This window comes from Undibacterium sp. Di24W (genome assembly GCF_049340325.1).
Classification (GTDB): domain Bacteria; phylum Pseudomonadota; class Gammaproteobacteria; order Burkholderiales; family Burkholderiaceae_D; genus Undibacterium.
In genome coordinates this window covers 506,054-528,463 of record NZ_JBMPOP010000002.1, presented here as the reverse complement: position 1 = coordinate 528,463, position 22,410 = coordinate 506,054, and the positions used below count along the sequence as shown (strand labels likewise).

The 22,410-nt window shown below is 47.7% G+C and carries 20 protein-coding genes; 12 read left to right on the top strand and 8 right to left on the bottom strand.

What is annotated here, in order from left to right:
* Positions 1 to 81: 81 nt before the first annotated feature.
* Entirely contained in the window at positions 82 to 822 is a 741-nt protein-coding gene (locus tag ACO0KZ_RS05805; RefSeq protein WP_422993671.1) for an AAA family ATPase, read from the bottom strand.
* A gap of 244 nt (positions 823 to 1,066) precedes the next feature.
* Between ACO0KZ_RS05805 and ggt the strand changes: the two genes are divergently transcribed.
* From ggt to ACO0KZ_RS05785, 4 genes are all read left to right on the top strand, one after another.
* A complete protein-coding gene (ggt, locus tag ACO0KZ_RS05800) occupies positions 1,067 to 2,905 on the top strand; it encodes a gamma-glutamyltransferase (protein WP_422993669.1) in 1,839 nt (612 codons plus the stop codon).
* 62 nt (positions 2,906 to 2,967) lie between these two features.
* Complete coding sequence (locus ACO0KZ_RS05795) at positions 2,968 to 4,263, top strand: NRAMP family divalent metal transporter (protein WP_422993667.1); 1,296 nt, start codon at positions 2,968 to 2,970, stop codon at positions 4,261 to 4,263.
* A 136-nt stretch (positions 4,264 to 4,399) separates the two neighbouring features.
* Positions 4,400 to 5,296 carry a hypothetical protein gene (locus ACO0KZ_RS05790; protein ID WP_422993665.1) on the top strand — a complete coding sequence of 299 codons (897 nt, stop codon included), beginning with the start codon at positions 4,400 to 4,402 and terminating at the stop codon, positions 5,294 to 5,296.
* A gap of 22 nt (positions 5,297 to 5,318) precedes the next feature.
* Positions 5,319 to 5,990 carry a DNA alkylation repair protein gene (locus tag ACO0KZ_RS05785; protein WP_422993663.1) on the top strand — a complete coding sequence of 224 codons (672 nt, stop codon included), beginning with the start codon at positions 5,319 to 5,321 and terminating at the stop codon, positions 5,988 to 5,990.
* A gap of 144 nt (positions 5,991 to 6,134) precedes the next feature.
* Here the strand turns inward: ACO0KZ_RS05785 and ACO0KZ_RS05780 are convergent, their stop codons facing one another.
* On the bottom strand, positions 6,135 to 6,623 hold the full coding sequence (locus ACO0KZ_RS05780) for a winged helix-turn-helix transcriptional regulator (RefSeq protein WP_422993661.1): 489 nt from the start codon (positions 6,621 to 6,623) through the stop codon (positions 6,135 to 6,137).
* A 157-nt stretch (positions 6,624 to 6,780) separates the two neighbouring features.
* Between ACO0KZ_RS05780 and ACO0KZ_RS05775 the strand changes: the two genes are divergently transcribed.
* Together ACO0KZ_RS05775 and ACO0KZ_RS05770 are read left to right on the top strand one after the other, a co-directional pair.
* Positions 6,781 to 7,065, top strand: a complete 285-nt coding sequence (locus tag ACO0KZ_RS05775) for a hypothetical protein (protein WP_422993660.1) — start codon at positions 6,781 to 6,783, stop codon at positions 7,063 to 7,065.
* A gap of 62 nt (positions 7,066 to 7,127) precedes the next feature.
* Complete coding sequence (locus tag ACO0KZ_RS05770) at positions 7,128 to 7,997, top strand: hypothetical protein (protein WP_422993658.1); 870 nt, start codon at positions 7,128 to 7,130, stop codon at positions 7,995 to 7,997.
* Positions 7,998 to 8,028: 31 nt separating this feature from the next.
* Here ACO0KZ_RS05770 and ACO0KZ_RS05765 read toward each other — a convergent pair whose 3' ends face one another.
* Positions 8,029 to 10,434 carry a beta-L-arabinofuranosidase domain-containing protein gene (locus tag ACO0KZ_RS05765; RefSeq protein ID WP_422993656.1) on the bottom strand — a complete coding sequence of 802 codons (2,406 nt, stop codon included), beginning with the start codon at positions 10,432 to 10,434 and terminating at the stop codon, positions 8,029 to 8,031.
* Between the two features lie 221 nt (positions 10,435 to 10,655).
* Here ACO0KZ_RS05765 and ACO0KZ_RS05760 point away from each other — a divergent pair, with 221 nt between their 5' ends.
* Both ACO0KZ_RS05760 and ACO0KZ_RS05755 read left to right on the top strand, forming a co-directional pair.
* Positions 10,656 to 11,423: an ABC transporter ATP-binding protein gene (locus ACO0KZ_RS05760; protein WP_422993654.1), complete on the top strand. Its 768-nt coding sequence runs from the start codon at positions 10,656 to 10,658 to the stop codon at positions 11,421 to 11,423.
* On the top strand, positions 11,420 to 13,060 hold the full coding sequence (locus tag ACO0KZ_RS05755; protein ID WP_422993652.1) for a putative ABC transporter permease subunit: 1,641 nt from the start codon (positions 11,420 to 11,422) through the stop codon (positions 13,058 to 13,060). Before ACO0KZ_RS05760 ends, ACO0KZ_RS05755 begins: the two co-directional genes overlap by 4 nt.
* A gap of 48 nt (positions 13,061 to 13,108) precedes the next feature.
* Here the strand turns inward: ACO0KZ_RS05755 and ACO0KZ_RS05750 are convergent, their stop codons facing one another.
* Positions 13,109 to 13,510, bottom strand: coding sequence for a rhodanese-like domain-containing protein (locus ACO0KZ_RS05750; RefSeq protein WP_422993650.1), 402 nt, complete (start codon positions 13,508 to 13,510; stop codon positions 13,109 to 13,111).
* 164 nt (positions 13,511 to 13,674) lie between these two features.
* Here ACO0KZ_RS05750 and ftrA point away from each other — a divergent pair, with 164 nt between their 5' ends.
* The 3 genes from ftrA (at position 13,675) to ACO0KZ_RS05735 (ending at position 17,181) form a co-directional block, all read left to right on the top strand.
* Positions 13,675 to 14,631, top strand: coding sequence for a transcriptional regulator FtrA (ftrA, locus tag ACO0KZ_RS05745; RefSeq protein WP_422993648.1), 957 nt, complete (start codon positions 13,675 to 13,677; stop codon positions 14,629 to 14,631).
* A 64-nt stretch (positions 14,632 to 14,695) separates the two neighbouring features.
* Positions 14,696 to 15,382, top strand: a complete 687-nt coding sequence (locus tag ACO0KZ_RS05740; protein ID WP_422993646.1) for a glutathione S-transferase family protein — start codon at positions 14,696 to 14,698, stop codon at positions 15,380 to 15,382.
* Between the two features lie 56 nt (positions 15,383 to 15,438).
* Positions 15,439 to 17,181 carry an N-acyl-D-amino-acid deacylase family protein gene (locus tag ACO0KZ_RS05735; RefSeq protein WP_422993644.1) on the top strand — a complete coding sequence of 581 codons (1,743 nt, stop codon included), beginning with the start codon at positions 15,439 to 15,441 and terminating at the stop codon, positions 17,179 to 17,181.
* Between the two features lie 133 nt (positions 17,182 to 17,314).
* Here the strand turns inward: ACO0KZ_RS05735 and ACO0KZ_RS05730 are convergent, their stop codons facing one another.
* From ACO0KZ_RS05730 to ACO0KZ_RS05715, 4 genes are all read right to left on the bottom strand, one after another.
* Entirely contained in the window at positions 17,315 to 17,566 is a 252-nt protein-coding gene (locus ACO0KZ_RS05730) for a DUF1161 domain-containing protein (protein ID WP_422993642.1), read from the bottom strand.
* 216 nt (positions 17,567 to 17,782) lie between these two features.
* Positions 17,783 to 19,003: a DUF1501 domain-containing protein gene (locus ACO0KZ_RS05725; RefSeq protein ID WP_422993641.1), complete on the bottom strand. Its 1,221-nt coding sequence runs from the start codon at positions 19,001 to 19,003 to the stop codon at positions 17,783 to 17,785.
* Positions 19,004 to 19,067: 64 nt separating this feature from the next.
* Complete coding sequence (locus ACO0KZ_RS05720; protein ID WP_422993639.1) at positions 19,068 to 20,675, bottom strand: DUF1800 domain-containing protein; 1,608 nt, start codon at positions 20,673 to 20,675, stop codon at positions 19,068 to 19,070.
* 137 nt (positions 20,676 to 20,812) lie between these two features.
* Complete coding sequence (locus ACO0KZ_RS05715) at positions 20,813 to 21,388, bottom strand: GNAT family N-acetyltransferase (RefSeq protein ID WP_422993637.1); 576 nt, start codon at positions 21,386 to 21,388, stop codon at positions 20,813 to 20,815.
* Positions 21,389 to 21,614: 226 nt separating this feature from the next.
* Here ACO0KZ_RS05715 and ACO0KZ_RS05710 point away from each other — a divergent pair, with 226 nt between their 5' ends.
* Positions 21,615 to 22,304, top strand: a complete 690-nt coding sequence (locus tag ACO0KZ_RS05710) for an HAD family hydrolase (RefSeq protein ID WP_422993635.1) — start codon at positions 21,615 to 21,617, stop codon at positions 22,302 to 22,304.
* The last annotated feature ends 106 nt before the right edge of the window (positions 22,305 to 22,410 follow it).

The window sequence follows — 22,410 nt, the reverse complement described above, 5'->3', positions numbered from 1 at the left end:
GGTGTTTTTGCTTGTCAAACCTAAGAGATCACTGAGTCTTGCAACAATAATTTTCTACAATGTTGTTTGTTTTAAATCTAACTAATTATCTTCATTCAGCAATTGTTGCAAGCGCCTTGGATAGTGGTTTAGAAAGTCCTTTGTAATAGCATAGTGTTCGGTATCTTCGTAAGCTACTTCATAAATTCCTGAACCGTCGAATTGGTAAATTTTTGCATTGGGATATGAAAGTAGTATCGGCGAATGCGTTGCGATAATAAATTGAGACTGATCTTGCACCAGGCGATGAATTACCGACAAGGCTGCCAATTGACGATTCGGCGACAAGGCCGCTTCTGGTTCATCAAAAAGATACAAGCCATTTCCTCGCAATTTCATATCAAGCAAAGCCATAAAGGATTCGCCGTGCGAGCGTGCATGCAAGGACTTTCCGCCATATCCATCTAAGTAACCAACATCATCCATATAAGTCGCCACGTTGTAGAAACTTTCGGCTCGAAGAAAATATCCGTCACTAGGCTTCCTGAAACTTTTTGACAGACGCAAGTGCTTATGCAAGGATGAAATTGTGTTAGCGGTTTCAAAATGAACATTTTTTGTCCCACCTTCAGCACCAAATCCCATTGCAATTGCGATTGCTTCAAGGAGCGTAGATTTACCAGCGCCATTTTCCCCAACAAAAAAGGTAACATCAGGATGAAACTTCAATTCATTCATTTCACCAATTGCAGGAATACAAAAAGGAAACTCATCTCTATCAATGTCGTCTTCGGCACGAATAGAAATCTGTTGTAGATAAGGCTTCGCTTGCAATGAGCTCATGAGTTACTGATACCGAAATGAGGAAATCGAAAATATGAAAATTGGTTCTCATTCTACCAATCCCTATCTGTCGCTTGATATCTGTTTTAGAAACCAGTTAGTCGTCCAAATACCAAAGTATTGCCACATAAATGCAACAATCCACTCCCAATTAAGCAATTTTCTTATGATTTTTCCAGTTTAAACAGACGTGAGGATGATGCTTCAGCTATCTTACATGCATTGTTTTTGTTCAGGAAAAGAAATGGGTCTCACCAAAAAATCATTAGTAATTATTCTGTTATGCACTTTCAACGCGCAAAGCGCCGTGGCACTTGCGGGCAATCTTGCAGTCGCTCCTAGTCGCACTACCCACACAACAAAAACACCAATCGCCACCGGTACTGGCGGTGCAGTTGCGACGATTAGCGAAGAAGCCTCACAGGCTGCCTTGAAAATATTAAATCAAGGTGGCAATGCGATTGATGCGACAGTGGCTGCCGCCGCAACCTTGGGTGTAACAGATCCGTTTAGCTGTGGCATAGGTGGCGGTGGTTTTATGTTGATTTATCTGGCCAAGGAAAAGCGTTTTATTTCAATCGATCATAGAGAGACTGCACCTGCGTCTGTGACGTCCAATTTGTTTATTGAAAACGGACAAGCCTTGGAGTCGGACGATGCCATCAGTAGTGGCAGAGCGGTCGGCGTGCCCGGTACGGTGCGCGGTTGGGATGAGGCTCTGAAACGTTTTGGCACAATGCAATTTAAGCAGGTGCTTGCACCGGCGATTCGGACTGCCGAACAGGGTTTTGCGATTACACCTACTTTTCATCGTTTGAATACAGGCGCTAGTCACAAGTTTGCTTTATATAGTTCTAGCAGTGCTTTATACATGCAGAATGGTAAAGCCTTACCCGTCGGATATCATTTCAAAAATCCCGATTTAGCGAAAACCTATAAAGCCATTGCACAAGGCGGTGCCAATGTTTTCTATCGCGGCTCTATCGCGGATGCTTTACTCAAAACGGTGAATCAGCCGCCAACTGTAAGTGGCGCCAAAGTCCGACCTGGATTTATGACACAAGCCGATTTGCTCAACTATGAAGTACGCCTGCGCCTGCCTATTCACAGTACTTATCGTGGCTATGACTTGTATGCTTTAGGCTTGCCTAGCAGTGGTGGTATCACTGTCGGATTGGCTTTGAATTTATTAGAGAATTTTGACACCAAGAAAATGTCACGCCAGCAGGTTGAACATCTTTACTTAGAGGCGTCACGCCTGGCCTTTGCTGATCGCAATGCTTACATCGGCGATCCTGAATATGTGGATGTACCCCTCGAAGGCTTACTGAGTAAAGAATACAGCAAACAAAGAGCGCAGCAACTGCGCCTCGATCAGGCCGCTAGTCGCAGCAGCGATGCATTGCCTGGCGATCCTTTCCCATTTCAAAATGATCCTAGCTATCCACTGCGCCCAGGTTTGTTTGCTAGTTCGGCGAACCCTGTAATCAAGGAGAAAAAAGAGGAAAGTAAGCACACCACCCACTTAACAGTCAGCGACAAGGATGGCAATATCGTCGCCTATACCTATACGATTGAGGATTGGGGTGGGAATGGCATGGTGGTGCCGGGCTACGGCTTCTTGCTGAACAACGAGTTAACAGATTTCGATTTCAGCGCACCGCATCCGAATAGCCCAGAAGCAGGCAAGCGCCCGCGCAGCAGCATTGCTCCAGTGATCGCATTTAAAGATGGAAAACCCGCTTTCACCGTTGGCAGCCCGGGTGGGGCTACCATTATTACGACAGTCTTGCAAACCCTGGTCAATCATATCGATCTCGGTATGAATCTGGCCGATGCATTGGCGGCACCCCGTATGTCGGAACGGAATAACGCGATGACGCAAGTTGAGCCCAATTTCATAGGCGGCGCACAGGCGACCGGTTTGGCACGCTTTGGTCATGAATGGAACGTCGATAAGAGTGATGCTGAAATTGGTGCAGCCAATGCAATCCGTTTTAATCCAGATGGCACAGTCACCGCTATCAGCGAGCCAGCACGACATGGCATTGGTAGCGCTTTAGTACAAAAAAAAGCACATTAAAATCGAGTCCCGAGGTGTAGTATCTGCAGCAAGATTGCTACGACAACCACCTTGGGAAATTCATGAAAAAAATTGTGCGCAAACATCCTCATGCGATAGCGCATCATAAGCGAGGAATCGCGGCGCGCTTTTCACAATTTCGCGTCAAAGGCTTGAGTTGGTTAGCCGCATTTATGGCGGTCTTGGGTCCAGGTCTCTTGGCTGGACTATCCGATGATGACCCAGCGGGAATCACCACCTACTCCATACTGGGCACTGACTACGGTTATCGCCTGTTGTGGATCATCCCGTTCTCGACCATTTTGCTGGTGCAATTTCACATGATGGCGGTACGTATAGGCGCGGCCACTGGACAGGGTTTTGTCGCAGTGATACGCCAGCATTGGGGGCGCACCTGGGGTTACGCTGCCGTGATAGGCCTGCTGTTCGCTAACTTTGGCACTATCTGCGCCGAGTACGCGGGCATTGCAGCGGCACTGGGTTTAATCGGTGTCCCGGCCTGGATCAGTGCGCCTTTAGCTGGAATACTGATTTGTCTGGTGGTTGTACTCGGCTCATTTCATCGTATAGAAAAAATCCTGCTATTCATATCCGCAACACTGGCTTTGTACATTGTCGATGGCATTTTAGCTGCGCCCGACTGGGCGGCGGTCGCGCACTATTCACTGATTCCACATTTACCGGATGATCAGGCGGGCTGGATCGCGATTGCCGCCACGCTAGGGACTACGCTGGCACCTTGGGGGCTGGCTTTTATCCAATCCTATGCTGTGGACAAAAAAATCTCGGTGAACAATTTGCGCTGGGAACAAGTGGATGTCGTAATCGGCTCGCTACTCACCGGCATTATTGGCATAGCCATCGCAGTAGCCTGTGCATCGACCTTGAACAAGTCCGGTATTCACATCGCCAATGCCAGCGACGCGGCACTCGCATTGAAGCCCTTGGCCGGTTCCTTTGCCACAGTATTGTTCGGGGTTGGACTGCTTGGTGCATCGTTATTGGCGGCCGCTATCGTACCTGTGGCAACTGCCTATTCCATTGCGGAAGGCATGGGAGCACCCGCATCCTTGGATTTGGATGCCAAACATTTTCAATTTTTCTATGCGGCATTCATCTTGTTAACCGTAGCAGCAGTCAGCGTCGTGTCTATACCCGGTTTGCCACTGATTCCTTTGATTTATTCTAGTCAGGTGGTTAATGCTGTGCTGTTGCCCTTACACGTGATTGCATTGCTATTGATCGCGCAAAACACGGAGATTATGGGTACCTCGGTTATCGGTTTGAAGTCCCGACTGGCGGGTCTATGTAGTCTGTTACTGATATTGGCTTGTGTGTTTGCCTTGAGTTTTACATGAGCTGTTTCATATGCTGCGTTTCACATGCTGCGTTTCACATGGCTTTTTTTATTGCACTATAATTATGACCAGCAGGGCGCACCTCACCAGCTAGCAGTTAACTAGGTTCGATCATATTGAGGATAAGGAGACATTCATGTCGCTAAAAAGTTGGTTGCAACAATTACGTTACCAGCGCTTCATCCGACAATCACCTTATCGCAAAGTTTTAAGTGAGCTACCACCTAGTCTGCTGCCGCATTGGCAGGCGCATGCGAAGGACGAATTTACGGGTATCCCTGACGATGCCATTTTTTTTATCCGCGCGGCAGAAGGTCTGATGATGTTTTTTGATTGCGTGAAACAATCAGGTCAGTGCGGAAATGCTTCTTGTGCTCTTCCTTCGAAAGCCGCTGATTCCGTCTGGCATGCCTGGCTGGATTTGCCACAGGCGCGCTTTACGGAGGTTGACGTAGACAATTTTTGCAGAAAGCATTTTGGACGTACGATCCCTCATATGCCCGCAGCACAGATGGATGCCGAAGCTAAAGGTTCGATGGCAGTGGCGCTCGCGACTTCACTAGTCCAATTGCGTCATATCGAAGGCAAAGATGCCTTAAGCCATACGGCGCCCGCACTGTTCACTTTAGATAAACGATTGAAAATGCCACGTGGTTATAGCTATAGCATGGCCGGTGATAAATTAGGTTTTCAGAACATGAGTTTGCTCGGTCAGGGAACAGGAGCCACACTCTTTCCCGCTGCGTTCATGCCCATGGAATTACTGGCGATCGGCTTAATCAGCGCACCGATGCTTGAACATTATCAGCGCAAACAAGCAGCTCTCATGGCCGCGCAAAATAATGATATTAGTTCGAGCTCAGACTTTGGTAGCGCGAGTAGTTCGACTTCCAACTATACGGACTGTAGTCCTGGCAACCGTGCTGATGGTGGTTCATCGGATAGTTGCTCCGATTCCGGTAGTAACTCAGGTAGTAGCTCTGATAGCAGCTCGAGTGGAAGCTCTTGCGGTAGCAGTTGTAGTAGTTCTTAAGTCGGAATAGGTCGGAGCAATCATGCACGTAGAATCCTATTACCATCAGATTCAAACGGTTTTTACGACACAGGCCAATCCAAAAAATGCCAGCGCGATGCGCAGTTATATGCGCGATCAATTTGATTTTCTTGGTATCAAAACGCCGTTACGACGTGCACTGATCAAAGATTTAGCTAAGGTCGATTTTCATCTTACTGATTTGGAGCGATTGGTGCGCGCTTTATGGTTGCTCCCTCAGCGGGAATATCAATACGTTGCGATTGATTTACTGGCGACGCACAAAAAGAGTTTAGGTTTATCTCAACTTGGCTTATTGCTGAGTTTAGCCCAAGATAAATCTTGGTGGGATAGCGTGGATGGTCTAGCTTCGGTGACAAACGATATTTTGTTCGCCAGCCGCGCACAGGAATCTCAACTTCAGATGGACAAGGCGGCAAAGCATCCGAACATATGGGTGCGTCGCATCGCCATGATTCATCAACTAGGCTGGCGCTTAGAAACGGATCAAACACGGCTATTTGGGTACGCCCAAGAACTGGCGCATGAGGAAGATTTTTTCATACGCAAAGCAATAGGCTGGGCGCTACGCGATTACGCCCGATGGCAGCCTGAAGCGGTAGGGGAATTTGTTGACGCACATCGTTCTCAATTATCGAATTTGAGTGTACGGGAAGCGCTTAAGCATTTTTAGAACGTGGTCCTTCTGCGGCTATTCAGATTAGATTCAATGAAGAAGCATCCGTCACCCACATTCGGAAGTGCGGGTTTATGCAAGGAACTTGATGAAGTGAACCTATGTCATGCAATAGTGATCCTGACCAGATCTTGCCTAACGCTAATTCCCCGCTTGCCCAACAACACCCAACTCAACCGCTTCGCCCACAGCTGCAGGATTGTCCTCCATACGCATGTTCATCACGTCCAGTGGCTCTCCACAGACAGTACATACCTGCCCCGGACGAGTGATCTCACCGCAGCTTAAATGCCGGATTAGAAACGGGATAGGTGCGGGACATGGCAACCATTTCTCACCGTAAAGCATCATTTCTAAAGCAATTGGCATTAAACCCAAGCCAGCTTCAGTAAGACGGTATTTATAGCGCAAAGGTCGCTCCTGATACGGCGTTTTCATGACGATGCCTACGTCCATCATACGCTTGAGCCGACTGGTCAAAATGTTGGTGGCGGCTCCCGTGTTTTTTTGCAATTCATCAAATTTGTGCGAGCGTTTGAACAGTTCTCTTAAGATCAATAGAAACCATTCATCTCCAATCAAACTGGCAGTGCGAACGACAGGGCAAGCTTGTTGTGGTGATTTAGTCATTACTTAATTGCTTTTAACTGAAGATGAAAGAACTTCATTGTACACGCTTGCATTTTGAAAGTATATAAAGTACCATGATTCAGTGACTTTCATTTTGCAAGTTGTTTGATTTAAGTCACGTTGTTACCCAACTCAACTACTTTATAAAAATACACTCATGAAAAAATACATATTACTCCTACTAATTTCACTCGGCAGTTTGAATCAAAATGCCTCTGCTCAAGTGGTCAGCACCAATGAGAAAAAGCCTGCAGTGATCGCGGATAACGAAATCAAACGCGGCCCGCTCGCTGACTTCTATGATTTAGTCGCGCAATATCCCGTGAGCGCTAACTCAACAGCCAATACGGCAAGCAACATCAAAACGTCATCGCAAGACAACAAAACCGCATTGGCAAGACAAAACACACCAGCAACCGCCTCCAAACCTGTAGCAGACTGAGTTTGGCCAAGGTAAAAGCGCTATCAAGCGGCGAGCAAGCAAACATTGTGAAAGGAAGCAATATGCAATTGCCCACAACTCAAATCAAACTTAAGCACAGAGTTCATGCCGAAATTGAGCAACACTTTGCCGCCCACGAAGCACAAGAAACTTGCTTACTGCTCGATAGCACCGGACCTGGTCTGACGCGTCAATACATCGTTTTGAACGCGATAGGCATAGCACGGCTGCACAACTTCGATGCTATCCACGCATTTTCAGGATCGGTTTTTGCCTTGTTTGGATTTATGGCATTTTGCACGGCACAAAACCGTATCAGCATTGACGAGTTATGCCATCCAAAAACTGAGCGGATTTTCCGTCGCCAACACCACGCGCATTGGTTTTCGGGCGTGCAGGCGATCAGCAAATTACTGCTTGGTCGCTCCGCATTTAGCTCTACTGCGCCCTTGATCGCCACCTTGGAAACCATGTTTGGAGAATTTGTCGATCAACCATTTTCCCACTTTGGCAGCAATATTCACATCTATCTGGCGCGACAAAAGGATCAACCACTTCTGATACTTTCGAATAACGCACAATGCTCACCAGAGCTAGAAAGCTTAAGAGCCACACCAATCAAACATATCATCGCGATGGCAGCGAATGTGCCTTTTGTGTATGGTGGCGTGCAAGCCGATACCCCGTATTTTGATCCGGTTTACACCCAGCATTATTTACCTTGCCTGAAGCAAATAGGTCTTGCCCACGCCAGCACCTTAATTTCAACGCCGTGGCGCTCCGGCAAAAAACATAACCGTCACTACGTCAATTGCTACCCGGACGGCAATGCGCGCTGGCACATGTTGAAAGACTTTGCACGGCTGGTCAGCGGACGACGTAATGTCACCTGGTCGCGTGATATTTACACTGCATTCAGGTTGGCATTATGAGAGTTCGTGAAGGGCGCACCAACTCACCGACCTAATGTGATACCTTCTCTGCCGTGTACAAGCGACAACCAAACACCGGGCCAGCGGTACGCCCATTTGCGGGATTAAATCGCACCAGTACTTTCTCTTTATCCTTGGTGAGCGCTTCGGGCACGACATAATCTTGCTGGATAAACTCACCCGCTTTATCGCCATTCAAGACGACATGAGCAATCTCCACGCCATCGACCGTGATAGTGAAATCGCGATTTTTTTCTTCGCCTGAATAGGTCGCTTGCAAAATCAAAGCACCCGGTTTGACTTTCATATAGAAACTAAAGAAGCCACCGGTTCTGGCATCGCGTCCATTTTTTCCACGGTATACGACCGGATAAGAAATATCCGCTTCTAACTGATGATCGCGCTCTGCTTGCATTTCTCCCAAATGCATGACATCCACCGCACGCCTGCTCAATTCCAAAAGACGCGCTTGCTCTTTGCGGAAATCTACTTCAGCAGCCGCCCATTGTGCATCGTTATAGATATTAAAATACACTGCTGACCGACGTGTGTACTGTGAATAGAACGGGCGCAATCGCAGATCAAATGGACGCCCTATACCCTGCGTTCGATAATGCGCGGCTGTCGTCGATATCACCGATATAGCAGGCAAAATCTGCGCACCCACTAAGGCCGGTGCCACACCGTCAAAGGGTTTATCGGCAGCCCCCAAGTCCGCCGCCATCACCATAGGGCCGCGCAATATTGAGGCTACTTGCGGTGCGCCTGGCGTTGCTTCCAGACGCAATGCCAAAGCTAAGGTCAGACTGATCAAATCACCGCTGCGCCAAACCCGATCTACAATCGCATAGCCTTTTTCCTTTGTAGCGGTAAAGGCTTTGCCATTCAATAGAATTTGATACTCATGAGCCCAAGCAGGAATTCGCAGAGCCAGACGCAAGCGTTTGGGCTTTTTGATTTGTTTTAAGCGCAGTTGTATCTCTCCCTGATACGGATATTCGGTCAACATCTCAAACCGCGCACCCTGCTGTTTCCAATCCAGGCGCGATGGGATATACAAATTCACGAACAAGGTATCGCTATTCTGCCAATAGATAGAATCGCCATGTTTAGCGTGGCTTTCCATGCCCGATAGAACACAACACCAAAAATCATTCTCTTCACTGGAATAGTCACGTGCCACGCCGGCCATCAAAGGCGTCATATAGGTGAACATGCCAGTCGCTGGGTTTTGATGAGCCAGAATATGATTTAAATGAGCGCGTTCATAATAATCAAAGTACGCCGCATCCGGTGCCCAGCTGTACAGATGGCGCGTGAGCTTGAGCATATTGTAACTACCGCAGGCTTCGCAGGTTTGCTCCGTCAAATGTTTAGCCGTGCTATCGGGGTCAAAGAAATATTCCCGGTCACCATTACCGCCAATCACATAACTATGATGTTGCGTGACGCGCCGCCAAAAATACTGCGCGGTGCTCGCATGATGCGCTTGCCCATGCACTTCATACAAACGCGCCAGACCGATCAATTTAGGAATCTGGGTATTCGCGTGCGAATTCGCCAATTCATCTTTTTGCTGCGCTAAGGGTTGCAAGACTTTATGGTGATACAGACGCAAAGCAAGTTTCAACCAACGCTGCTCTCCGGTGCGCGCATAAAGTTCGGCAAAACTTTCATTGATGCCGCCATGCTCGCAATTTAATATCTTTTGTAAGCCCTCATCATCAATAGCCACGAAGAAGCGCTCTATATAATTTCCCAATTGTGATGCGACTTTTAACGCGTGCGGATTGTGTGCGAGTTGTTGCGCATCGAATAGACCCGCAAACACTTTATGCCAGTTATAAAACGGCACCCAACAACCATTCAAATCAAATCCCGCGGAGCGGATATTACCGGCTAACATTTCTGCAAATATCTCTTTGCCGTCCACGATCTTGCCATCCGGGAGCTTACGCGTGAAGCCAGCGATGTAGCCATCACCATGCGCAGTCTGTACACGCTGTAATTCATCGACAATGTAATCGATTCTTTGCTTGAATTCCCGCTCACCGGTTTGCGCAAACATCAACGACAAGGCCGACAAATAGTGCCCCAAGCCCTCACCAGCGATGGTATCTGACTCCCATCCACCATAAATTACCCCTTTCACTGGCAAACCCGCAAATTTATGGTAATTGTGTAAGAAGCGATCCGCACTCAAACGCAATAAATAGGCATGATTCGCCTTTAAAGCGTTCTGATAAGGCGATGGTAACAAGCGCACCAGATCCAGCGGCACCGCTTTGGCGCTGGTGGGTAAACTGGTCTTTGCGGCTTGGGCAGAGTTAGCGGAAACGCTCAAGGGTAACAAACTCAAAGATGCAGCCACTTGCCAATATGTCTGCAAATGACGTCGCCGTTGTTCTAACAAAGTGTCTTGGTTATCCTGGCTCATCGATTTCCCCATCAATAATTTCTATGAAATTCAATATAGTGCAGCCTTGCAGCTAGAGTCTTGACGAGACTGGCTCTGCAGTATGACGAAAGTGGCATAGCTATTTTTATCGCTAATCATTCTCACAACGGCATGAACATCGAAAAAACTATCTTTTCGTCAGCAGGCTGAATATGATTAGCCATTGCTAAATGTTTACCTTAACCTAATCAATGCACGCTATGACCAATTCCTTCTCCGCAGCACTTGACGATCAACAACACGCCCTGCAATTGACCGGACTTAGCAAAAGCTTTGGTCGCCCCGCTGTCGATCAAATCGATCTTAAAGTCAGACGCGGCGAGTTCTACGCGCTGTTAGGGCCAAACGGTGCCGGTAAATCCACCACACTCAAAATGGTCGCAGGTTTATTACTGCCCGATGCAGGTAGCATACATATTTTAGGCATCGATTTGCAGCGAGATCCAGCCGCCGCCAAACAAAAGCTGGCTTACCTGCCTGACGATCCTATGTTGTATAACAAATTAAAGCCGCTGGAATACTTAGAATTCGTTGCGGGTTTATGGGGTATGCCCGCGGTGCAAGCACAAGACAAAGCAGCCGAACTATTAGACTGGCTGGACTTGAGCAAACATCGGGAAGAACTCATCGAAGGTTTTTCCCGAGGTATGAAGCAAAAACTTGCCTTGGCAGGTGCCTTAATTCACGAACCAGAATTAATTATTCTGGACGAGCCACTCACGGGTCTCGATGTGGCAGCAGCGCGCCAAGTCAAAGATTTGTTACTACAACATGTCGCACGCGGCGGTACAGTCATTCTAACTACTCATATTCTAGAAGTCGCTGAACGCCTGGCCGAACGCATAGGCATTATCCAACATGGCAAATTGATCGTTGAAGGCACTTTGGAAGAGTTGCGTGAACAAAGTCTGCAAGGTGCGAAGAGTTTGGAGGATCTGTTCTTGGAATTGACGGAGGCCGCAACATGAGCCATACCAGCCTGAGTTCAGAGCTACCGACACCGCCGGCAAAAAAACCAAGTAACTTACTAACACTGGCGCTAAAGCCAGCCAGTCTGAGTTGGTTGCTATGGCATGAAATCCGCCTGTTCTTTTATGAAATGAGTGGACAAAAACCTAGTGCTCAGCAAAAGCGTGGCATGCCTAAGAGTATGATGTTTATCATGGGATTCGTGCTGATTTTCATGCACTTTCTGGCCTGGGTCATTTTACGCAAGTTACCTACCCTATCCGATCAACCTGCACCGGTCATCTTGATAGTGACAGGTTTGGCCATGTTTGCCGTGTTTAGTTTGATGCTATCACTGGCACTCAACCGCAGCGTGAATGCCTTGTTTCAACGTGGCGATCTCGATTTACTACTATCATCACCGATCTCATCGAAAGTGATTTTTCGGGTGAAACTGGCGGCCGTCGTATTTGGCGTCAGCGCCACGGCTTTGTTCTTTTTAGCGCCATTCGCTCATGTCGGCTTGGTGCTGGGACAGGCACGATGGCTGGGAATTTATCCCACTATATTAAGCATGGCAGTTATTGCCGCCTCAATCGCCATGTTGCTGACTTTAGGTTTAGTCAAAATTTTAGGTATCCGACGTACCTTAGTTGTGGCGCAGATATTAGGGGCACTAACTGGTGCGACGATGTTTTTGCTATCGCAGTTATTCGGCAATAGCGGTAAGAGTTTTCAACAAAAGATACTCACCGATGTTCGCCCCTTATTTGAAGATGGTGCAGCTTTAGGCGGCGATAGTGTCTTGTGGCTCCCCGCCAAGGCTTTGTTTGGGGCACCGGTCGAACTGGCTCTATTTACCGCGCTGGCATTCGCAGCTTTTTATGCAACCAGCAAATTCACGCATCAGTTTTTTGTGCGTGGTGTACAGCAAAGCAGCGGGATGGCGAAATCACAAGCCTTGGCAAGTACCAAGATCGCAAACACAAGCCTTGCAAGCCAGACTGTTACAAGAAAAAATCACCTATTCGCGCATGGCTTAGCGCGCAATGTTTTGTTGAAAGAATGGCGTTTAATCCGCAGAGATCCTCAGCTGATCTCACATGTCTTGCTACAATTGCTGTACTTGTGTCCTGCCATGTTTTTAATTTTTAATGGCAAAGCAATGTTGCCAGGCATGGCAGCGGGCATGATCATCTTAAGTTCCTCTTTGGCAGGCTCGCTGATCTGGATCATCGTCATGGCGGAAGACGCCGCCGATCTGCTACAAAGTGCACCAGCCAATCAAAAACAAATTCAAGGCATCAAGCTGATCGCCGCAATCTTGCCTGTATTGCTTTTAATCTTACCGGTATTACTGTGGGTCATGCTCAGCGCACCCGGTTTGGCGTTGCTAACCTTATTTAGCGCCATCGCGTCCATGTTTTGTGTCAGCCTGATTAATCTGTGGCTCAATAAACCGCAGCCACGCGCGCAGTTCAATCGACGCGCTAACGGTAATTTTGCGGCAGGTTTGTTAGAACAAGTTAACCATTTTTCCTGGGCTGGCTTTGTCTATGTCACGGCGGTCTTCGGCTGGTGGGGCATGATTCCATTTTGGATAGCGATCTGCAGCTTGTTACTGGCCTGGTGCTTCCGGGATAAAAGTAAGCATTAAATCAAAGTAGAGTGCGCTGTCCACACTCTACTTTGACTTTCACCTAAGTTATTGGCTACGCTCCAGCGTAAAACCTTCGTCCAACCAACCGGTGATCCCACCTATCATGATCTTCACAGGACGATCCATTTGCGCAAGCACGATCGCCGCCTTGGTTGCGCCATTGCAATGCGGGCCAGCACAATAAGTCACAAATAAAGTATCTGCCGGATACGCCGCCAATTTAGATGCGATGATTTTTCCGCGCAGTAGATTGATCGCACCCGGCACATGTCCTTGTGCATACTGCTCAGGCGAACGTACATCCAGTAATACAAAACCCGGGTCGCCATTCTCAAAAGCATTATGCACATCCCAGCAATCGGTTTCAAATCGCAAACTCGCCGCGAAATGTTCAATCGCGCTTGCACTATCTGCTGCAGCTACTTGGAGTACGGAATTGTGGCTCATAAATTTCCTTGTTCGTGAGTGAGAGTAAAAGTCAGTTCCAAAAACAAGGTGATTGTGCGCTCAGATGAAAACACGGTATAGTGGCAGGAATGACATATTGCAGTCGATTTACGCCAACAAACAGAAAACGCCTTATGTTGTATTACCAGTAAATAGGATTACTCATGCCCTCGCCTCTCGTGGTTGCTCTCGCATATGATCACCTATGTACGTTTGAATTTGCCTGTGCTGTTGAACTGTTTTCTCTAGAACGTCCAGAGTTAGATGTGGATTGGTATCGCTTCGCCGTATGCGCAGCTGAGCCAGGGAAATTGCGCGCAGCGGGTGGCATTACCATAGAAGCGCCCTACACCTTACGTCTACTCGACAAAGCAGATGTCATCATCATCCCAGGCTGGCGTGACGTAGATGAACTACCCCCACCACAACTCATAAAAAAAATACAGAAATCCTATGCCCGTGGGGCCCGCTTTTGCACCATTTGCTCAGGTGTCTTTGTGCTCGCTGCCACTGGCATACTCGATGGCAAAACCGTCACCACACATTGGCGCTACGCAGACAAACTGGCAAAACGTTATCCTTCAATACAGGTTAAGGCCGATGCCTTGTATGTCGATGCGGGGCAAGTCATTACCTCAGCCGGGTCCGCTGCCGGTCTCGATATGTTGTTGTACTTAGTAAGAAAAGATTACGGTGTAAAAGTAGCCAACCAAGTTGCGCAACGTCTGGTGATACCGCCGCATCGTGAAGGTGGGCAGGCGCAATATATTCCACGCCCAATTGCACAAGATGAACGTGGACGCTTATCACAACTGCTAGACTGGATACGCGAACATCCAGCACGAGAACATAAACTGGCTGACTTAGCACAACGCGCTGCGATGAGCGAGCGCACCCTACAAAGGCAATTTTTAGCACTGACTGGCTACTCACCTTATGAATGGGTCATCCGGGAACGAGTGGCAATTGCAAAAGAATTATTGGAATCTTCGGATACCAGCCTCAGCCAGATTTTGGAATTGACTGGTTTTGGTTCAGAAGAAAGCTTCCGACGCCAATTTAAACGAGTCGCAGCAACCAGCCCAATTGCGTACAGAAAGCAATTTTTTGGGAATTTGTAGCGATAAAATCGGTGATAATAGATCGATCTCATCATTCCACCTTCTTCATACTAAGGACTAGTTCATGTACACGCTCTATATTGCCAATAAAGTATATTCATCCTGGTCACTGCGCCCGTGGATCCTCATGCGCGAAATGGAGTTATTGTTCGAAGAGAAACTGGTCACCTTTGGACCAGGCAGCAATTGGGAAAGTTTTCGAAAATTTTCACCCGCTGGCAAAGTCCCTTGTTTGCATGATGGCGAATCCATCGTGTGGGATTCCTTAGCCATCATCGAATATCTGGCAGACCGCCAACGTGGCGTCTGGCCAACTGATGCCCAAGCCAAAATCTGGGCACGCTGTGCCGCTGCCGAAATGCATTCTGGCTTTAATAACTTACGAGGCACCTGCCCTATGCATGTCGGTCTGCGTATACGCATGAAGGAAATCACACCAGCTCTGCAAGCTGATCTCGATCGTTTAAACGAACTCTGGAGTGAAGGTCTCAACCGCTTCGGTGGCCCCTATCTGGCAGGCGAAAAATTCACCGCACTGGATGCCTTCTTCGCCCCCGTGGTGTTTCGCATCCAAACCTATAGCTTACCGATGAATACGCAAGCCAGTGCCTATGTCAAACGCATGCTGGCATTACCTACCATGCAGCAATGGCAAACCGAGGCATTGCGAGAAAAATGGCGTGAGCCGGGTCATGAGAAAAGTGCAATGGCTGCGGGTGAGGTCATTGACGATAAACGTATTGGGCCTTAAATACTCGACTTTCAGAACTCACGAAACTTCTCCTAAAAAGCAGGCCGGATCTAGCGATGACTTTTCTTTTACACATGTCTAAAAAAATCATCGCAGCCTGTTTAGGCTGTTCCCTCGGCTTGATTTTGCCATCCAGTGCTCAGACGAAAACAACCGCGCCAGAAATTGACCTCATATTGCACAACGGTGTGATTTACGATGGATCTGGCAGCCTGCCTTATCGCGGTCAAATTGCCATTCGTGGTGACAAAATTGTCTATGTCGGAACACATCGCAAGATGACCGCTAAGTCCGTCATTGACGTTAAGGGCAAAGCCATAGCACCCGGCTTTATCAATATGCTGTCTCATATGGAAGAGTCGGTTTTCATTGATGGCCGTGCTTTGAGCGATCTGGCGCAAGGTGTGACATTGGAAGTGCTGGGTGAAGACTCTATGGGGCCAATTCCGGCCTCCGTGCAAAAAAGTATGGAAGCAGCACAGGGCGATATCAAATACAAAGTCAATTGGACTAGCTTTGGCGAGTATCTGAAAGTGATAGAACAACGCGGCTTAGGACCGAATGTCGCCGCATTAGTCGGCGCCGGCACAGTGCGCAACTATGTTCTCGGCAGTGAAGACATTGCAGCAAATCCAACTCAGCTACAAAGCATGCGTAAGCTGGTGCGCCAAGCCATGCGCGAAGGCGCACTAGGTCTGACGACCGCGCTAATTTATGTACCAAATACCTTTGCAACGACGGAAGAACTGATTGCATTGGCCAAGGAGTCGGCAACTTGTGGAGGAATCTTCAGCGCGCATATGCGTAGCGAGGGCGATCGCATAGAAGCAGCGGTTGATGAAATGATCACTATCGCCAAAGCCAGCAAAGCGCCAGTCGAAATCTACCACCTAAAATTTGCTGGAAAAGACAATTGGCACAAGATAGATCCCATCATCAAAAAAATTGAGGCGGCTCGCGCGCAAGGTCTGCACATTACCGCAGATATGTACACCTACACGGCAGGCGCGACTGGCTTGGATGCTGCCATGCCAAGCTGGGTGCAAGCAGGTGGTTTAGCGGCATGGATTAAACGCCTGCAAGACCCGGCAACTCGCGCCAAAGTCATCGCAGAAATGCGTAATCCGCATCCCAAAGATTGGGAAAATTTGTATGGTGGTGCGAGTGCAGAAGGTACAATGTTGCTGGGATTTAAAACAGCCAAATTGAAACCACTGACCGGCAAAAGTCTGGCACAAGTTGCGAAAGAGCGTGGCGTCAGTCCCGAGGATATCGCTGTCGATCTGGTGATAGAAGATGGTTCAAGGATAGAGGTCGCGTATTTCTTAATGGATGAAAAAAATCTGCGCAAACAAGTAGCATTACCCTGGGTCAGCTTTGGTTCAGACGCTGCTGGTGCGGCACCAAATGGCATATTCTTACAAGCATCGGCGCACCCGCGCACTTATGGCAATTTTGCTCGCGTCTTTGCACAATACGTGCGCAAAGACAAAGTCCTCAGCATACAAGAAGCGGTACGAAAACTCAGCGCATTACCCGCATCGACTTTGTCCATCAAAGATCGGGGTAGTTTGCAATCGGGTAATTATGCCGATGTCGTTGTCTTTGATCCCGAAAAAATTCAAGACCATGCGACATTTTCAAAGCCACACCAACTAGCTACCGGTGTAGAGCATGTACTAGTGAATGGAAAATTTGCACTGCGAGACGGGATCGCGACGGGTGTTGCGACGGGTAGGATTATCAAAGGAAGCGCGGCTAATGCAGGAAGTAAAGAGTATGCCGCGTGTTTGGATTAAAGCTTTTCTTAAACAGTCTCATAACGTTGTCGTAGTGCTGGTGAAACCCGCACCGCCAGTCCATCAAGCACCTGAGCAGCGCGGGTTTCACCCGCCCTTTTGCGCACCTAGCTGCGGTGTAGCTAGGCGTAGATTAAGAGGTTTTTTCTGCTGCCTTAGGTTTGCTTTTTTCATGGATGATTTTCATCGTCCCTTTTTCGCAGCTACCTAATACCCGTCCGGCAATTTTGGTGTCTTTGGTGACTATCACCATGTTGTATTCTTTCACGCCTTTACCCGCCACCTTTTTTTCTATCTTGGCTTTTAAATCTTCGCAAGACAAAACACCGGCAGATGCTGTGCAAGCCATAAACATTAGACCAGTCATCAAAATAATTTTTTTCATTATGCATGCTCCCGTTTTACATTCAAAATCTGGTGACCCAGCTGCATCCTCACTCACTTAACCAGACACTGTGTTAAAACCTTAGCACCGAGAAACAATTCCGAGAAGTAATATCCCCAAAAAACCAGATTTCTGTTGTAAATCTGTCTGATTCCTTAATTTGATTGTTGGACACAAACAGAGATAATCGAGAGATCAGACGTCATGCATGTTCTTCTACACCAATCCTAAGTCACGCGTCTGCACACCGGCAAATACCTGATCCATTTGCCTTGGATTTAGACCATAAATTCCGGCAAACAAGCCGCCAAGAACTGCGCGGTATTCGTTTAATACTGGGTAATCGCGATTTTGAAACAAGGTGGCTGCTTCCAGCGCTTGTTGTTCACCCAATATGCGCCCACCTTTAATGCCGCCGCCTAGCACCCAATACACACTGCCATGACCGTGATCAGTGCCTTGTTTGCCGTTTTCGCGGAAAGTGCGACCAAATTCACTGATCACGACCACCGTAGTGTTTTTCCACATGCTGCCCATTTCTGCTTTATACGCAGCTAAACCTCGTCCTAATTCTTCCAATTTATTGGCCAAGACGCCACTGGCGCCGCCTTGATTGACATGCGTATCCCAACCGCCTACATCAATAAACCCGAGCGAATATTTATCGCGCATCATCTTGGCGATGCGTTTGGCTTCCAGCTCAAAACCTTTCGATGAAATCGCGTCACGACTGCCGTCGTTATTCATCATTTTTTGCATGGATTGTTCTTCAGCCTTCATGTTTTGCACGACTTCACCACGCACTTCAAAGCCATCACTTACTTGTTTTCCCAAATTCGTGTTGCCGTACATTTGCGCGATAATTTTGCTTTGTCGGTCGTCCAAGCTATTTTTTCCGGCTTTCAATAAAGCAGCATTTGAGACTTTAGTATCACCGCGCAGAATAATCGGAAGTTGCTCGGTAAACGACATGGCACTACCCGCATTCAATTGCATCGCTAAACGATTCAAGAAGCCCGACTGAAAATTACGACTAGCTCCCAAGGCTTGTCCCATTTCTATACTGTCTTGGGTTTCAAAATGGCTGCGCGACAAATCATCAATTCCTGCAAAAGGAATAAAGCTAGCTTCACCTGTTTTAAACATAGGATAAATCGTGTCGCGTAAAGCGGGGTGCAGACCCCAATCTGCGGTGAGTTCCAAGGCCGCATTTGGATTAGTGCCCGGTTTCGCAATCGCAATATTTGGGCGCGAGTCATAATAGAACTGGCTTGACGTCGGTACCAGTAAATTGGTCGCGTCATAAGCACCGCGCAAAAACACCATTAACAAACGGTTTTGAGTCGCTGGTGCTGCCATTAATTGCGTACTAAAAGGCAATCCAACAGAAGTTGCCGTTAAAGCGGCAAAAGATTTCAATAGGTCACGACGGTTCATGCTGTCTTCCTTTCATTTCGTTTCAAGTCTGCTCTCGATATTCAGTTATCGTTCGGCGATTACATTAGCGACGCATCATTTCTGGCGTTGCCAGGAAAAATGCATTCCATTCTTGCGGCGATGCCGATTGCGTCAAGGCTTCTTGCGAACCCGCACTAAAGCGCTTACTTAAGGTCTTAACATAGACATTTTGCGCTAACGCCGGGCGCGCTAATTCACGTGCTTGCGCATTTAAAGCTTCATTTTTTCCGTCATCTTCTTCGGGCTTAAACAAATTCGGTGTTCCACGCGCTATCGCCCGGGCGATGTCGAAACGCGCTGTCATTTGTGCTGCACTGGACCAAGCCATCTCGTGCAAGGGATAACCGTCTGGCGTTTGATGGCCATTGGGCTGTTGGCCTAGCGTATTGATCCAATTGAGGATGGGGCCAGTATTGACGATATTGCTACCGTCATAAGCCAGACGTACCGAAGCAATCACATAGTGCACGGGATCTTTAAATTTTTTGCCTAGAGACGCAGTGAATTCGGGGGCATAAAACATCGTTTGCAATACCGAAGGAATGTCACCGTCACTACGCAAGAAAGTCGCGGCCATACGATCGACCAGTGCTTGCGAAGGCTCATCCGAAACAAAGTACATCGCCAACTTACGGCTGATGAATTTTGCGGTCGCAGGCTGTCTGCTGAGTAAATCTATCACTTGTTCAACCTCGGCAATACCACGTCCTTTGATCGTCACACCCAGAATAGTTTTATCACCAAAATCATGCCGACGCGGATTGAATTCCATCATGCCAAGTCGCACAAAATTCGCCTGTTGCTCGGCTTTAGCAGGTACCTGCGCTGGGCGCAAATTGATCCCGACACCGGTCAAAACTCGCGCTAACTCCTGCACGTCGGTTTGGGTATAACCGCTACCGACGCCCATCGTATGCAGCTCCATCAATTCACGCGCATAGTTCTCATTGATCTTATTCGCGGCATTATGTTCATTATCTAAATAGCGCAGCATCGCAGGATGGAATACAGTAGCGCGCAATAAGGTGCGGAAGTTACCCAACGCCTGAGGACGAATCGCATTTTCTTCAAAGTCACCCAACATTGCCCGCAGATTCTCTTTGCGGTTGGAGATGTTGAAATGATTCATCCAGAACCAACCCATTTGCTCTAACAATTGGTTAGAAGAATAGGTCGCGCGCAACACAGAGCGGGATGCAGCTTCACGTGCTATGCGAGTCAATTCTTGTTGGTAGGCTTTGCGCAAAGTGTCATCAGTGCCTTTCATCTCAGCGGATGCGCGCCTCTGCTGATCTAAGTCTTGCATCATCGTGACGAACGGCTTTTGCGAAATGGTCATCGCGTCAATTTGTTTTTGCACAGCCTCTGGTAACTGCGCATTCTTTGCGAGTAATTGCTGATACAAATACTTATCCATACCAAGGCTTTGCATGGCTGCCATGCTGCTGGCATTTTCGCCCCAAGTCAGGCGATTTAAAAAGAGACCAGGATCAATCTGCGCTTGCTGTAATTGGTTCCCGAGCTGGACGCTGCGCCCGGGTACTGATTCACTTTGCAGCGTATCACTCCTATTTGAACTAGCACAACCAGCCAAACCGGTTAGCAAAACAAGGCTCAATACAGGCAGAAAAAAAGAAGCGGACTTAGTCATGATGCTACCTCTATAAAAAAGGCACAAATATCGAAAGGAAGCCACAGCTTAAGACTTCGGCTGTGAAAATGCACTCAGGATTTGGTAACTTACACGTCAGTCTGGTAAGAAGTTGTAACAGCCAGCCAGCATCATGCTTATTGTTGGTGCGCTGAAATCTGGAAATTCGGCGCCAATAACGCGTAATAGTTCAGATCGACAAAATGATCGTCTCGCCACGCCACTTGTTGACGCCTGCCTTCCCAGCGAAAATCCAATTTTTGCAAAAGCCGGACACTGGCAAGGTTGCCTTGCTCAACTTCAGCTTCGATACGATGTAGTTGCTTTTCATGAAACCCGTAATTCAGTATGCGTCGCAGGCATTCCTGCATAATGCCTGTTCCCCAGTATTCGGGTAACAACCAATAGCCGATGTCGGCATTGCGGTTATAGTCATCGATATCATAAATCCCACAGGCACCGATCAGGCTTTGCCCGCCTTGAGTTGCTAAGCAAATTGCCCACCAAACGCCGCTGTTATTGAGCTCCTGCGCTCGATACCAATCCAACTGCTCCTGAGTCGCTGCTTCGCTGGCATAAGAAATGCCGTAGTATGCGATCACCGCAGGGTGAGATAAACCCGCAAACAAAGCAGCTCTATCGGCCTGTTGTATCTGGCGCAATACGCAACGCTCTGTCGTTAATTGTGGAAAATCAGGTGCGGGAATTAACATAAAGTAAGGATGAAATGAAGCACAAAAGAAACACAGGTCAATATAAGAATCAACTCAGAACCAACACATAAGCCAAATTAAGGCTTTTGTCATAAAACGGTCAATTAGCGACAGTAAGATGCTTGATACTTTATTCACATAGTAGCGCAGCTTGCGCCTAAACCTGTACTCATTTTGCCTCATTCGCATTGCCCAAATCTTATGTCAACACGCCCAAGGCTCAAACATGTATCCAAATAGCAATCGACTGATTATTTTTGATGCAGATGGCACGATTATCGATGCATTTAGTGCAATTGAAGAGACGTTCGCGCGGCATAGCATGGCGATCGGCGACTTAGAAAGCTTTCAAAAGCGTCATAAATTCTTTAAATACTTGGGTGGCTTGAAAGAATTTCCACTCAATATCAAAAAACAATTGGGCAAAAAAAGTCGCCAGCAAGTCATCGCTACCTTAACGGAGATTTATCGCGAAGAAGCGCAGTTCTATGAAGGATTTGCGCCGCTGATCAAGCAATTAATCGCAGACAAAAACATCAAAGTCGGCTTAGTGACACGCAATATTAGCAACGAGCCGCAAATTACCATGGCCAAGCTATTTGCCCGCCATGACATAGACATAGCCGACTTAGACTATTTTGCACATGTTCCAATTCGTGCCAGCAAAGCGGATTTTTTCAAAGCAGCCAGCGCTCAATTCGCTATCAATCCGGCCCTCTCCTTCGCTTGCGGCGATGAGCATAAAGATTATGCCTCCGCACTGGCGGCGGGTATGCACCCATTCATCGCGTCTTACGGCTTTGAAGACTATCAAAGACTGAGCAAGAAATTTGAAATTCCTTTAGCTTTAATTTCGCAAACACCTTTAGAGCTATGTGCACGGGTTCGCCATGCCTTGGATTTGCCGCAGGAATAGTTGGGGATATAAAATTTAGTCGCGATCGCACAGAATAGCGACAAGTAGCTAAGGTCGAGGTACAATTTTTATTTACCTCGCACCGTAATGGCGCATAATTACGCCT

What these genes read in the sequence shown, in the direction of transcription:
- ACO0KZ_RS05790 (WP_422993665.1), top strand. Translation starts at nt 4,400, where the DNA reads ATGTCGCTAAAAAGTTGGTTGCAACAATTACGTTACCAGCGCTTCATC.
- ACO0KZ_RS05715 (WP_422993637.1), bottom strand. Translation starts at nt 21,388, where the DNA reads ATGTTAATTCCCGCACCTGATTTTCCACAATTAACGACAGAGCGTTGC.
- ACO0KZ_RS05725 (WP_422993641.1), bottom strand. Translation starts at nt 19,003, where the DNA reads ATGAACCGTCGTGACCTATTGAAATCTTTTGCCGCTTTAACGGCAACT.
- ACO0KZ_RS05765 (WP_422993656.1), bottom strand. Translation starts at nt 10,434, where the DNA reads ATGAGCCAGGATAACCAAGACACTTTGTTAGAACAACGGCGACGTCAT.
- ACO0KZ_RS05730 (WP_422993642.1), bottom strand. Translation starts at nt 17,566, where the DNA reads ATGAAAAAAATTATTTTGATGACTGGTCTAATGTTTATGGCTTGCACA.
- ACO0KZ_RS05795 (WP_422993667.1), top strand. Translation starts at nt 2,968, where the DNA reads ATGAAAAAAATTGTGCGCAAACATCCTCATGCGATAGCGCATCATAAG.
- ggt (WP_422993669.1), top strand. Translation starts at nt 1,067, where the DNA reads ATGGGTCTCACCAAAAAATCATTAGTAATTATTCTGTTATGCACTTTC.
- ACO0KZ_RS05775 (WP_422993660.1), top strand. Translation starts at nt 6,781, where the DNA reads ATGAAAAAATACATATTACTCCTACTAATTTCACTCGGCAGTTTGAAT.
- ACO0KZ_RS05755 (WP_422993652.1), top strand. Translation starts at nt 11,420, where the DNA reads ATGAGCCATACCAGCCTGAGTTCAGAGCTACCGACACCGCCGGCAAAA.
- ACO0KZ_RS05770 (WP_422993658.1), top strand. Translation starts at nt 7,128, where the DNA reads ATGCAATTGCCCACAACTCAAATCAAACTTAAGCACAGAGTTCATGCC.
- ACO0KZ_RS05710 (WP_422993635.1), top strand. Translation starts at nt 21,615, where the DNA reads ATGTATCCAAATAGCAATCGACTGATTATTTTTGATGCAGATGGCACG.
- ACO0KZ_RS05750 (WP_422993650.1), bottom strand. Translation starts at nt 13,510, where the DNA reads ATGAGCCACAATTCCGTACTCCAAGTAGCTGCAGCAGATAGTGCAAGC.
- ACO0KZ_RS05740 (WP_422993646.1), top strand. Translation starts at nt 14,696, where the DNA reads ATGTACACGCTCTATATTGCCAATAAAGTATATTCATCCTGGTCACTG.
- ftrA (WP_422993648.1), top strand. Translation starts at nt 13,675, where the DNA reads ATGCCCTCGCCTCTCGTGGTTGCTCTCGCATATGATCACCTATGTACG.
- ACO0KZ_RS05720 (WP_422993639.1), bottom strand. Translation starts at nt 20,675, where the DNA reads ATGACTAAGTCCGCTTCTTTTTTTCTGCCTGTATTGAGCCTTGTTTTG.
- ACO0KZ_RS05780 (WP_422993661.1), bottom strand. Translation starts at nt 6,623, where the DNA reads ATGACTAAATCACCACAACAAGCTTGCCCTGTCGTTCGCACTGCCAGT.
- ACO0KZ_RS05805 (WP_422993671.1), bottom strand. Translation starts at nt 822, where the DNA reads ATGAGCTCATTGCAAGCGAAGCCTTATCTACAACAGATTTCTATTCGT.
- ACO0KZ_RS05735 (WP_422993644.1), top strand. Translation starts at nt 15,439, where the DNA reads ATGACTTTTCTTTTACACATGTCTAAAAAAATCATCGCAGCCTGTTTA.
- ACO0KZ_RS05785 (WP_422993663.1), top strand. Translation starts at nt 5,319, where the DNA reads ATGCACGTAGAATCCTATTACCATCAGATTCAAACGGTTTTTACGACA.
- ACO0KZ_RS05760 (WP_422993654.1), top strand. Translation starts at nt 10,656, where the DNA reads ATGACCAATTCCTTCTCCGCAGCACTTGACGATCAACAACACGCCCTG.